The sequence below is a fragment of the Streptomyces aurantiacus genome, from assembly GCF_001418335.1.
In the GTDB taxonomy this organism is placed as follows: Bacteria; Actinomycetota; Actinomycetes; order Streptomycetales; family Streptomycetaceae; genus Streptomyces; species Streptomyces aurantiacus.
Map to the genome: position 1 here is coordinate 41063 of NZ_LIPP01000042.1, position 12196 is coordinate 53258.

12 protein-coding genes and 1 tRNA gene are annotated in these 12196 nt (G+C 69.9%); 12 read left to right on the top strand and 1 reads right to left on the bottom strand.

The features are described from left to right. Positions 1-43 precede the first annotated feature (43 nt). The 12 genes from AOK01_RS07090 to AOK01_RS07145 all read left to right on the top strand — a co-directional run bounded on the left by AOK01_RS07090 (position 44) and on the right by AOK01_RS07145 (position 10291). The gene (locus tag AOK01_RS07090; protein ID WP_055509590.1) at positions 44-2077 is read left to right on the top strand and encodes a sensor histidine kinase; all 2034 of its coding nucleotides are present in this window, start codon (positions 44-46) and stop codon (positions 2075-2077) included. A gap of 104 nt (positions 2078-2181) precedes the next feature. Then, positions 2182-2616 (top strand): roadblock/LC7 domain-containing protein, encoded by a 435-nt coding sequence (locus tag AOK01_RS07095; protein ID WP_055509592.1) that lies wholly within the window; start codon positions 2182-2184, stop codon positions 2614-2616. 2 nt (positions 2617-2618) lie between these two features. After that, the gene (locus tag AOK01_RS07100; protein ID WP_055509594.1) at positions 2619-2990 is read left to right on the top strand and encodes a DUF742 domain-containing protein; all 372 of its coding nucleotides are present in this window, start codon (positions 2619-2621) and stop codon (positions 2988-2990) included. Continuing rightward, positions 2968-3567, top strand: a complete 600-nt coding sequence (locus AOK01_RS07105; protein ID WP_055509597.1) for a GTP-binding protein — start codon at positions 2968-2970, stop codon at positions 3565-3567. The genes AOK01_RS07100 and AOK01_RS07105 overlap by 23 nt, the downstream gene beginning before the upstream one ends. A gap of 16 nt (positions 3568-3583) precedes the next feature. Beyond that, positions 3584-4171, top strand: a complete 588-nt coding sequence (locus tag AOK01_RS07110; RefSeq protein ID WP_055509599.1) for a GAF domain-containing protein — start codon at positions 3584-3586, stop codon at positions 4169-4171. A 248-nt stretch (positions 4172-4419) separates the two neighbouring features. Beyond that, on the top strand, positions 4420-5448 hold the full coding sequence (gene tdh / locus AOK01_RS07115; protein WP_055509601.1) for an L-threonine 3-dehydrogenase: 1029 nt from the start codon (positions 4420-4422) through the stop codon (positions 5446-5448). Between the two features lie 85 nt (positions 5449-5533). Continuing rightward, entirely contained in the window at positions 5534-6781 is a 1248-nt protein-coding gene (locus AOK01_RS07120; protein WP_055509603.1) for a glycine C-acetyltransferase, read from the top strand. Positions 6782-6828: 47 nt separating this feature from the next. Then, positions 6829-7734, top strand: a complete 906-nt coding sequence (locus AOK01_RS07125; protein ID WP_055509605.1) for a LysR family transcriptional regulator — start codon at positions 6829-6831, stop codon at positions 7732-7734. A gap of 46 nt (positions 7735-7780) precedes the next feature. Continuing rightward, complete coding sequence (locus tag AOK01_RS07130) at positions 7781-8140, top strand: MmcQ/YjbR family DNA-binding protein (RefSeq protein ID WP_055509607.1); 360 nt, start codon at positions 7781-7783, stop codon at positions 8138-8140. A gap of 270 nt (positions 8141-8410) precedes the next feature. Further along, positions 8411-8484: transfer RNA gene (locus tag AOK01_RS07135), tRNA-Pro, on the top strand. Positions 8485-8601: 117 nt separating this feature from the next. Further along, on the top strand, positions 8602-9561 hold the full coding sequence (locus AOK01_RS07140; RefSeq protein ID WP_055509609.1) for a tyrosine-type recombinase/integrase: 960 nt from the start codon (positions 8602-8604) through the stop codon (positions 9559-9561). After that, positions 9554-10291, top strand: a complete 738-nt coding sequence (locus AOK01_RS07145) for a SpdA protein (RefSeq protein WP_213862061.1) — start codon at positions 9554-9556, stop codon at positions 10289-10291. Before AOK01_RS07140 ends, AOK01_RS07145 begins: the two co-directional genes overlap by 8 nt. Positions 10292-10989: 698 nt before the next feature. Here the strand turns inward: AOK01_RS07145 and recA are convergent. After that, entirely contained in the window at positions 10990-12066 is a 1077-nt protein-coding gene (gene recA / locus AOK01_RS07150; protein ID WP_055509611.1) for a recombinase RecA, read from the bottom strand. Positions 12067-12196 lie beyond the last annotated feature (130 nt).

Genomic DNA, 12196 nt, shown 5'->3' on the forward strand with positions numbered 1-12196 from the left:
GGGGGAGCCCCCACCGCCCCGACACACCAGTACGAGGACGTCGATGTCTCACCTTCGCGCACCGGCCGCCCACGCAGACCGCCGCGAGGGCGGGCGGCACGGGCGACCGGTCGCCCGCACCACCCCCACACTGCCCGAGACCCACATACGACCCCAGTTGCTCCGCCTCGCGGTCCTGCCGCCCATCGCGGTGGCGCTCAGCGCGAGCGCCGCCGTGCTCTTCACCGTCCGCACGACCGCCGCACGCCCAGATCCCGTCCTGTGGGGCGTACTCGCCGGAGCCGGCGCGGTCGCTCTCGCGGGCATCCTGATCGCTTCCGTGGCCGCCGACCGCGCCGCCCGGTCCGTGTCCGACCGCATCGGGACGCTGCGCCGCACCAGCGCACGCGGCCAGGCGGAGCTGCGCACCCTCGTCGAGGCGCTGCGCCGCGGTGACGGGCCGCCCGCCCGTCGGCCGCGCCCCGGGCCCGCCCCGGACGCCGACGAGTTCGACCTGCTCGCCGACGATCTGGCGTCCGCCCACGACGGCGCGGTCAGCGCGGTCGTCCGGGCCGCCCAGCTCTCCAGCCACGCGGGCAGCGAGCAGAAGGTCGAGGTCTTCGTCAATCTGGCCCGGCGACTCCAGTCCCTCGTGCACCGCGAGATCTCGATCCTCGACGAGTTGGAGAACGAGATCGAGGACCCGGACCTGCTCAAGGGCCTCTTCCACGTCGACCACCTCGCCACCCGCATCCGGCGCCACGCCGAGAACCTCGCGGTGCTCGGCGGTGCCGTCTCGCGCCGGCAGTGGAGCAACCCGGTCTCCATGACCGAGGTGCTGCGTTCCGCGACCGCGGAGGTCGAGCAGTACTCGCGCGTCAAGCTCGTACCGCCGATCGACGGGACCGTGCGCGGGCACGCCGTGGCCGACGTCATCCATCTGCTGGCCGAACTCGTCGAGAACGCCACGGTGTTCTCGGCGCCGCACACCCAGGTGCTGCTGCGGGCCAACGTGGTCACGGCCGGGCTCGCCGTCGAGGTGGAGGACCGGGGGCTCGGCATGCCGCCGGCCGAGCAGCACAAGATGAACGCGCTGCTCGCCGACCCGGACCAGGTGAACGTCGCGCGCCTGTTGCAGGACGGCCGGATCGGCCTGTTCGTGGTCTCGCAGCTCGCGCGCAGGCACGGGGTCGCGGTCCGGCTGCAGACCAACATCTACGGCGGAGTACAGGCCGTACTGGTCGTGCCACAGGAACTGCTCGGGGCCGAGAACCGGCCGCAGGGTGGTGTACAGGGCGAGGCGCAGAGCGACGTACCGGCACATGTCTACGTAGCGCCTGGGGCGGATCAGGAGACTGCGGGGCATCCGCCCCAGGGGCCTAGGGCCGCAGCCCCCGCGCAGACGCACACGACAGAGGCACAGACGGCAGAGGCGCAGGCGACACAGGCGCAGGCGACGCAGACGCGGCGTCAGACGCGGGCTCAGCGGGACGGTACGCCGGTCGGGCTGACGGTCGTGAACGGTGGAGGCGGCCCGGTCCCGCTTCCGGTGCGCGGTGCCGAGACGAGGGCCAACCCCGCGGAGGCCGTTCCCGGCATCCGGCCCGACGACAGGCGGGCCGTCGCCGAGAACGCGGCCACGCCGCCCGTACCGCGCAACGGCGTGGTGCGCGGCAGCATGAGCCGGCCCCAACTGCCCAAGCGGCGGGCCCAGGAGCACCTCGTACCCGAACTGCGCGGCGGGCCCGTGCCCCGGCAGGAGTCCGAGTTCGTCGTCGGACACGACCCCGGTCTGATGGCGGCGTTCCAGCGTGGCATCGGGCTCGCCGAGGCCCAGTGCGCGGACGCGGAGCCCATGCGTCCGTCCCAGGCTCACCTGGAGGGAACGCCGGGAACGCCGGGAACACCGGGAATGCCGGGAATGGCTTTCGTCGAAGCGCGTCCAGCACACGAACGACCCGAACCCCCCGAACGACTTGAACCAATTGAACGAACCGAACTACTCGAACCGTTCGAGGGGTTTGCCACGCGCGAGAGCGCGCCCGCGCCCGGCCATGACCTCACCACCCGGCCCGACGGGAGCACACCAGCCGGATGACCCATGCTGCCTCCGCCCGAATCTCTGCCCGTACCTCTGCCCGTACCTCCGTCCATACCTCCTCCGCTCCCGCAGACCTTCGTACTTCAAGGAGTCGATCCCCCATGGCGAGCGATGTGCCGACCGGCCACGCATCCGATCTCGACTGGCTGATGAGTGGCCTGGTGCAGCGCGTACCGCACACCAGAAGCGCGGTGCTGCTCTCCTGCGACGGCCTGGTGAAGTCGGTGCACGGACTCGACCCCGACAGCGCCGACCACATGGCCGCCCTGGCCTCCGGGCTCTACTCCCTGGGGCGCAGCGCCGGCGTCCGCTTCGGCGACGGCGGCGACGTGCGCCAGGTCGTCGTCGAACTGGACTCCACGCTGCTGTTCGTGTCCACCGCGGGCTCCGGCACCTGCCTGGCCGTGCTCGCCGGACGTGACGCCGACGCCGCCGTACTCGGCTACGAGATGGCGATGCTGGTCAAGAGCGTCCGCCCGTACCTGATGACCGCGCCGCGTCAGCACTCCGTCGAACCGTCGGCGATGAGGCCTTGAACGTGGCCGCGGCCGGCGACGGGCCCTGGCTCGACGGCGCGGCCGGCCGCCTGGTGCGTCCCTACCAGGTCAGCAACGGCCGAACCCGGCCGAGCACCGCGCTCGACCTGCTGTCCCATGTCATGGCCACCGGCGTCACCCCCCTCGGCTACCTCGGCCCCGAGCACACCCAGGCACTCGAACTGTGCCGGGACCCCGTGTCCGTGGCCGAGGTCGCCGCGCATCTGAAGCTGCCGGCAGCGGTGACCAAGGTGTTGCTGTCCGACCTCGTCGACTGCGGGGCGCTGACCACGAAGCCCCCTACGTTCCACCACAACCCCACTGACCGGTCTCTTCTGGAGGCAGTGCTCGATGGACTACGACGACAGCTCTGACCCGTTCCCCACCGCGCTGAAGATCCTGGTGGCGGGAGGCTTCGGAGTGGGCAAGACCACCTTCGTCGGCGCGGTGAGCGAGATCGCGCCGCTCAGCACGGAGGAACTGCTGACCACGGTCAGCGCCGCGACCGACAACCTCGACGGCATCGAGAACAAGGTCGAGACGACCGTCGCGATGGACTTCGGGCGCATCACCCTCGATCCGGACCATGTGCTGTACCTGTTCGGCACGCCGGGGCAGGAGCGGTTCTGGTTCATGTGGGACGAGCTCTCCGAAGGCGCGCTCGGTGCGGTCGTCCTCGCGGACACCCGTCGCCTGGAGGACTGCTTCGCGGCCGTCGACTTCTTCGAACAGCGCGGCCTCGGGTTCATCGTCGCCGTCAACGAGTTCGACGGCGGCTTCCGTTACGACCCCGAGGAGGTGCGGGCGGCCATCGACCTCGACCCGGGCGTGCCGGTGGTCCGCTGCGACGCGCGGATCTCCAGCTCGGGGGTGCAGACCCTGCTCACCCTCGTCCGCCACCTGCTCGCCCACGCGCCCTCGCACGCCCCGAGCCACGGAGCACATACATGAGTCACGGAGCACACACATGAGTTACGACCCGCCGCGCCCGGCCGGTCGGCTGCTGCTCACGCCCGAGGACAAGGAGGCCCCCGCCCGAACGAGCCGCCTGCGCGTGCTGGGCCTGGGAGAGCGCCCGGAACCGGCCCTCGACGCGTTCGCGGAGCGCCTCGCCGAGGTGGCCGGTACGCCGTACGCGATGGTCAACTTCATCGGCGAGGAGCGGCAGTTCTTCGCGGGACTGCATCCCCTGGGAACCGCCGCGACCGCGGGAGCCGGGGGAGCCGCGAAACGTGCGGAGGGCGCGCGGCTGGGGCTCGGCCGTCACATGACCCGGGACTACGGGTTCTGCCCCCATGTGGTGGTCCGCCGCAAGGCACTTGTCCTGGAGGACGTCCGGGACTATCCGCGCTTCGCAGGCAACCCGGTCGTCGACGAGTTCGGCATCCGCTCCTACCTCGGCGCCCCCCTCCTCGACCGCACGGGCATCGCGCTCGGCACCGTGTGCGTCGCCGATGTCGAGCCCCGGCCGTGGGGCAGGTCAGGGCTGGACACCATCAAGGCGATGGCGGCGGAGCTGGTCGAGCAGATCGCGTTGCGGGAGGGCGGGTTCTGATCGAGGGCCCGCCGGTACGGGTCGCGCCGGTACGGGTCCCGCCGGTACAGGTCCCGGCGGTACGGGTCCCGCCGGCACCGGTGTGAAGGAAAGCTGCGGCAGAGCTTAAGAAAACCTCGATGGACCCGGGGCGCCGGCGTACGGCAGATTGCTGATCGAATCCTCCACTTCACTCCACTGCACTCCACTCCTCGGTGCGGGCGTCCTTCGGCATGCCTGGATCCGGGACCTCACCCACGGGAGCTCCGTTGAAGGCGCTGGTCAAGGAGAAGGCGGAGCCCGGACTTCGGCTCATGGACGTACCGGAACCGGTCGTCGGGCCCGGCGATGTGCTGATCAAGGTCCTGAGGACCGGGATCTGCGGCACCGACCTGCACATCCGCAACTGGGACGGCTGGGCGCGGCAGACCGTCAAGGCGCCGCTCGTGCTCGGGCACGAGTTCGTCGGCGAGGTCGTGGAGACAGGCCGTCAGGTCGGTGACATCGCCGTGGGCGACCGGGTCAGCGGCGAGGGCCACCTCGTCTGCGGGAAGTGCCGCAACTGCCAGGCGGGACGGCGCCATCTGTGCCGCGCGACGGTGGGGCTCGGGGTGGGCCGCGACGGCGCGTTCGCCGAGTACGTCGCGCTGCCCGCGTCCAACGTCTGGGTGCACCGGGTCCCCGTCGACCTGGACATCGCCGCGATCTTCGACCCGTTCGGCAACGCCGTACACACCGCGCTGTCGTTCCCGCTGGTCGGAGAGGACGTACTGATCACCGGCGCGGGTCCCATCGGTCTGATGGCGGCGGCCGTCGCCCAGCACGCGGGCGCCCGGCACGTCGTCGTCACCGACGTCAGCGAGGACCGCCTGGAACTGGCCCGCAAGGTCGGCGCCACCCTCGCGCTGAACGTCGCGGAGTCGAGCATCGCCGACGGACAGCGCGCCCTGGGCCTGCGCGAGGGCTTCGACGTGGGCCTGGAGATGTCCGGCAACCCGGCCGCGATGCGGGACATGCTCGCCAACATGACGCACGGCGGCAAAATCGCCATGCTCGGGCTGCCGTCCGAGGAGTTCGCCGTCGACTGGTCCCGGATCGTCACCTCCATGATCACGATCAAGGGGATCTACGGCCGCGAGATGTTCGAGACGTGGTACGCGATGTCGGTCCTCCTCGAAGGCGGCCTCGACCTCGCGCCCGTCATCACCGGCCGCTACGGCCACCGCGACTTCGAGGCGGCCTTCGCGGACGCGGCGAGCGGCCGCGGTGGCAAGGTCGTCCTCGACTGGACTCTCTGAAGACTCTGGATTCCCTGAAGGCTCTGGACTCTCCAACTGAAGGCTCTGGACTCTCCAAGAGCTCCGGACTCTCTAAGGAATGATGATGTTCGACTCCGTACGCGACGACCTCCGCACCACCCTCGACGAGATCCGCGCCGCGGGACTGCACAAGCCCGAGCGCGTCATCGGCTCCCCGCAGTCCGCGACCGTGACTGTCACCGCGGGCGGCCGCCCCGGCGAGGTCCTCAACTTCTGCGCCAACAACTACCTCGGCCTCGCCGACCACCCGGAGGTCGTGGCCGCCGCCCACGAGGCGCTCGACCGCTGGGGCTACGGCATGGCGTCCGTGCGCTTCATCTGCGGTACGCAGGAGGTGCACAAGGAGCTGGAGGGGCGGCTGTCCGCGTTCCTCGGCCAGGAGGACACGATCCTCTACTCGTCGTGCTTCGACGCCAACGGCGGAGTGTTCGAGACGCTGCTCGACGCGCAGGACGCGGTGATCTCCGACGCCCTCAACCACGCGTCGATCATCGACGGCATCCGCCTGTCGAAGGCCCGCCGGTTCCGCTACGCGAACCGTGATCTCGCCGACCTGGAACAGCGGTTGAAGGACGCGGCAGGCGCCCGCCGCAGGCTGATCGTCACCGACGGCGTCTTCTCCATGGACGGATACGTGGCCCCGCTGCGCGAGATCTGCGACCTCGCCGACCGCTACGACGCGATGGTGATGGTCGACGACTCGCACGCCGTCGGCTTCGTCGGCCCCGGCGGCCGGGGCACCCCCGAACTGCACGGCGTCATGGACCGGGTCGACATCGTGACGGGCACCCTCGGCAAGGCCCTCGGCGGCGCGTCCGGCGGTTACGTCGCCGCCCGCGCCGAGATCGTCGCACTGCTGCGCCAGCGGTCACGCCCGTACCTCTTCTCGAACACCCTGGCCCCGGTGATCGCCGCCGCCTCGCTCAAGGTCCTCGACCTGCTGGAGGCGGCGGACGACCTGCGCGAGCGGCTCGCCGCGAACACCACGCTGTTCCGCTCCCGGATGACCGCGGAGGGTTTCGACATCCTGCCCGGCGACCACGCCATCGCCCCGGTGATGATCGGCGACGCGACCGTCGCAGGACGGATGGCGGAGCTGCTCCTGGAGCGCGGTGTGTACGTGATCGGCTTCTCGTACCCGGTGGTGCCGCAGGACCGGGCCCGTATCCGCGTCCAGCTGTCCGCCGCGCACTCCACCGAGGACGTGAACCGCGCCGTGGACGCCTTCGTGGCGGCCCGCGCGGAGCTGGAGCGCGAGACGCAGACGCAGGCGCACGCACCGGCGCAGGCACCCGTGCAGGCGGAGGCCTGAGCCCGTGCCTGCGCCGGTGGGCGTGAACCTTTGAGAGAATCGGTCACATGATCGAAGCGCGGCGGCTGCACATCCTCCGAGCGGTGGCGGACCACCGTACGGTGACGGCCGCTGCCGCCGCGCTCTACCTCACCCCCTCGGCTGTCTCCCAGCAGCTGACGGCCCTGGAACAGGAGACGGGTCACCGCCTGGTCGAGCGCGGCGCCCGGGGCGTACGGCTGACTCCCGCGGGCGAGATCCTGCTCAGCCACACCAACGCCGTCCTCGCACAGCTGGAGCGGGCCGAGGCGGAACTCGCCGCCTACAGCGGGGGCTCGGCCGGCACGGTCAGTGTCGCCTCCTTCGCGACCGGTATCGGCCTCGTCGTCGCGCCCGCCCTGGCGCGGCTCGCGCGCACCGCGCCCGGCATCCGCATCCGCGTCCAGGACGCCGAGGGCGACGCCAGCCTGCCGATGGTGCTCGACCGGCAGGTCGACGTGGCGGTCGCCGTCGAGTACCGGGGCGCCCCGGACGCCGACGATCCCCGTCTCGCGCACATCCCGCTGTACGCCGAGCCGTTCGACGCCGTCGTGCCGCAGACCCACCGCCTCGCCGACCGTACGGAGGTGCCGCTCGCGGAGCTGGCCAAGGACCCGTGGATCGGCCCGTACCCGGGAAACCCCTGCCACGACGTGGTGGTCCTGGCCTGCGAGCACGCTGGCTTCCAGCCCCGCCTCGAACACTCCTCGGACGACTTCCGGGCGGTCGTCGCGCTCGCGTCGGCGGACGCGGGAGTCGCCCTCGTGCCGCGCTCCGCCCTGCACGGCATGGACCTCGCGGGAGTGGTCGTGCGCCCCGTCGACGGCGTCGCGCCCACCCGCCGCGTCTTCGCCGCGGTACGCCGAGGGGCCGAGGACCACCCGCTGATCCGGCCGGTGCTGGAGGCCCTGGCGGAGGTCGCACCCGTGGGCTGAGCCCGCGCACGGCAGTTTGTCAGTGGCATTGGCTACGGTGCGTTCCATGCAGGATGCCGAGGACGTACGCCGAATCTGTCTCTCCTTCCCGGACACGGTGGAGAAGATCGCCTGGAGCATGCCCACTTTCAGGGTGGCGGGGAAGATGTTCGCCACCCTGCCCGAGGAGGAGACGTCCATAGCGGTGCGCTGTCCGAAGACGGAGCGCGACGAACTGGTCGTCGCGGAGCCCGAGAAGTTCTGGATCGCCGACCACGAGGCCGGCTTCGCGTGGGTGCGGGTACGGCTCGCCGCCCTTGAGGACACGGCCGAACTGAGCGACATCCTGGCGGACTCCTGGCGACAGGCGGCTCCGACCCGGTTGCTGGAGTCCTACCCGGAGTTGGGGCTTCCGGCCGGCGGCTGACGGCCCTTCGGACCGTTGAGGGGCGTTGTCAGTGCCGCGTGGCATCATCCGGGAACAGGTGGGAGCGCGGCGCACGGGGGTCGCGCTCCCACCGAGCTCTCGGCGGCGGCCAGTGAGCTCAGTGGCAACTGGGTGGGGAACTCGGACGGTGGCCATGGGTGGGGCGTCGGGTGGGGCCGCGGAACAAAAGGAGTGCGCGACCACCGACCCAAGTGCGGTATTGTTTCGGTGCACGTTCAGCCAGGGAAAACCCCAGGTCACAACGGGCATCGGGACGTGGCGCAGCTTGGTAGCGCACTTGACTGGGGGTCAAGGGGTCGCAGGTTCAAATCCTGTCGTCCCGACAGAGCGAAGGGTCTTCGCAGGTGAAAGCCTGCGGGGACCCTTTTCGTTTGGGTCGTTTCCGGTCTTCGAGGTTGAGCATGCCGCTCATCGGCACCTTTACTCGGAGGTTTACGAGGATGCCGCTGCTGGACCTGGACAAGATCACTGCGGGGCTGTCGACGACATGGTCGAGCTTCCTGCGGGACTGGGACCGCTCGCTGCGGTCGGGGAACTACCCGGAGACCACCCGGTACAACTACCTGCTGGCGGCCGCGCAGCTGGCACGGTTCCTGGGGGAGTACTCGCCGGATCCGGACGCCGACGCGGCGGCCGAGGATCCGGTCGACGTCACGCACGCGCATGTCGAGGCGTTCCAGGCGTGGATGATCGAGACGCGGTCGGCGTCGACCGCGCTGAACAAGCACAAGGCGCTGCAGCAGTTCTTCAAGTGGCTGCTGCTCGACGAGGGCGAGATCGACCGGTCGCCGATGGAGCGGGTCCGGCAGCCGAAGATGCCGCAGAAACTGATTCCGGTCATCCGTGACGAGGAGACCACGAAGGTTCTCGGCACGTGCAAGGGCAAGGCTTTTGTCCAGCTGCGGGACGAGGCGATCATCCGCCTGTACTGCAACACGGGCGCGCGCCTGTCCGAGGTCGGCAATCTTCTGCTCGACGACATCGATCTGACCACGGAATCCGTTCACTACCACGGCAAGGGCAGCAAGGACCGGCGGGTGCGGTTCGGGCCGAAGACCGCGCGGGCTGTGAGCCGCTATCTACGGGCCCGCGCCAGGCACAAGGCGGCCGCCCTGCCGGAGCTGTGGCTGGCTGAGCGGGGGATGCGGCCGCTGGCCCCCAACGGCATCAAGATCATGCTGAAGCGTCGGGGGCTTGCGGCCGGGCTGGTCAAGCTGCACGCGCACCGGTGGCGGCACACCTTCGCCCATGAATGGAAGCGTGCCGGCGCCGACACCGGCGACCTGATGCTGCTGCTCGGCTGGACGTCGCAGGAGATGCCGCGCCGCTATGGTGCCAGCGCCGCGGCCGAACGCGCCCAGGAAACCCACCAGCGGATCGGGGTCGGCGATCATGTCTGAGCCCCGGGTGACACCGACGCGGCCGGGCACACAGCGCGAGCAGCAGCTGGCCTTCCGCGCCGTCACCGTGATCACCGGGATGGTGGTGGGCCTGGTCTTCCTCTTCGGCTTCGGCAACGTATGGACGTTGGCCCTGCGCCTGGGGGTGTCCGCCTGGGTGGCCCCACTCGTCGCACCGGCCGTGGACCTGTCGGTCCTGGCGCTACTGCTGGCGATCCGCTACCTCGCCCTCTACGGGGCTACCGCGGAGACGCTGCGCCCGGCCCGCAGGCTGCTGCTCCTGGCCAGCCTGCTCACCCTCGCCCTCAACGTCACGGAACCGCTGCTTGCGGGCGCGTACGGGAGGGCGGCGTTCGACGCCGTGGGCCCGCTGCTGCTGATCGGCTGGGCCGAGGTCGGCCCCGGCCTGCTACAGGCGATCAATGGGATGCGTGCTGTCGCCGACGTCGCCCCGACAGCGGTGCGCGACAGCTCGGGCTCCACCGGAGGGTGGCTGCGTAGCGTGCCGGCAGCCGAACCCTGTGCCTGGGCCGACGGCGATGACGATCTCCTGGAGCGCGCCCGAGCGGAAGACGCCCGGCACTGGCAGACCCACCGGCGGCCAATCTCTGCGGAGGCGCTCCGTAAGCGTCTGCGTATCGGCGCGGCACGTTCTCGCTCACTGGTCGCCGTCCTGCGTGCAGGAAGCGTGCCGGAGATCGAGCGTGGGATCCGTGTCGGACCCGGCTGAGAACACCGAAGAGCTGTGCGGAGGTTGGGCGGCGAAGGACACCCCATGGAGGCTTGCTTCGTCCAGGCTCATCCGAGTTTCTGAAGCAATGCGAAGGCACGAGGCCTGTCGGGCCGGATGGTTGCTGCGAGGGTTTTAGTAGCGGCTTAGTAACTCCTTAGTAGCTGATGTCCTGCACATTCAAGGGTGGCAATGGGTCTGTCAGCGACGTACGGGCCGACGCGGGATTGGTGTTAGAGGCTGTACTGCCAGCAGATTCTTCGTCTGCTGGTGGTACACGCGAGGCGCCTGCTCTGAACTGCGGCAAAGGGAGATTTTTCGGTAGCGGTTGGCGACTTGGTCCGGGAATGGCCCGGATCTTGCGCGACGGAATACCTCCGCTCACGTGAGATGCACAACTCCCCGTGCTCCCCAGTCACCTGTGCCTCCAGCCGACCCCCGCGAGGAGAGAGCCATGCCCGAAGTGCCCGGCATCCCCGACGCGTCCGGCCGCTCCCGACCAACCGGATCCTGACGCGGTCATCGGTTCCTTGCCGGGCGCGGTGTCCTCTGCGCCTCGCCATGGGCTGGTATCGCCCGGACGCGCACGAGCAGGTTCTCGGCACGGAACAGGGACGCGAGCGGATCTGGGCCGTGGAGCATGCCGAGATGCTGAACACGCCGGAAGCCTGCCTCCGGTCAGGCCGCGCCCGTGCCTGTCAGGCGGCGTTTCCCGCCGAGGTCCGGGCGGCACCAGGGACCGGGGCGGCGCCCGTGTCCTCGGCGGCTGCGGCCTTCGCCGGTGCCCCGATTCCGAGCTTCTCCAGGATCTTCTTCTCGATCTCGTTGGCGAGGTCGGGGTTGTCCTTCAGGAAGTTGCGGGCGTTCTCCTTGCCCTGGCCGAGCTGGTCGCCCTCGTACGTGTACCAGGCGCCTGCCTTGCGGACGAAGCCGTTCTCCACGCCCATGTCGATCAGGCCGCCCTCGCGGCTGATGCCCTGCCCGTAGAGGATGTCGAACTCGGCCTGCTTGAAGGGCGGCGCCACCTTGTTCTTGACGACCTTGACGCGAGTGCGGTTGCCGACCGCGTCGGTGCCGTCCTTCAGGGTCTCGATACGACGGATGTCGAGGCGCACCGAGGCGTAGAACTTCAGTGCCCGGCCACCGGTCGTGGTCTCCGGGGAGCCGAACATCACGCCGATCTTCTCGCGGAGCTGGTTGATGAAGATCGCGGTGGTCTTCGACTGGTTGAGCGCGCCAGCGATCTTCCGCAGTGCCTGGCTCATCAGGCGGGCCTGCAGACCCATGTGGGAGTCGCCCATCTCGCCTTCGATCTCGGCGCGCGGCACCAGGGCGGCGACGGAGTCGATGACGATGAGGTCGAGCGCGCCGGAGCGGATCAGGATGTCGACGATCTCCAGAGCCTGTTCGCCGTTGTCCGGCTGGGACAGGATGAGGTTGTCGGTGTCGACGCCGAGCTTCTTGGCGTACTCGGGGTCGAGGGCGTGCTCGGCGTCCACGAAGGCCACCTGGCCGCCGGCCTTCTGCGCGTTCGCCACGGCGTGCAGGGTCAGGGTCGTCTTGCCGGACGACTCCGGGCCGTACACCTCCACCACTCGGCCGCGCGGCAGACCACCCACGCCGAGGGCGACGTCGAGTGCGGTCGATCCTGTAGGGATCACCTCGATGGGCTCATTGGGCCGCTCGCCGAGGCGCATCACCGCGCCCTTGCCAAATTTCTGCTCGATCTGTGCGAGCGCGGTGTCCAGCGCTTTTTCGTGGTCGGTTCCTGCCATGAGCTTTCACCCGGTCCGATTGTGTGGCACGCCGCATGTTGGAGAACGTGAGCGTCTACTGCCGACAACGGACGTCTCGGAGATCCCAGTAAACGAACATCCGATCGATTTGCGTGTCCAGTGAAAGGTA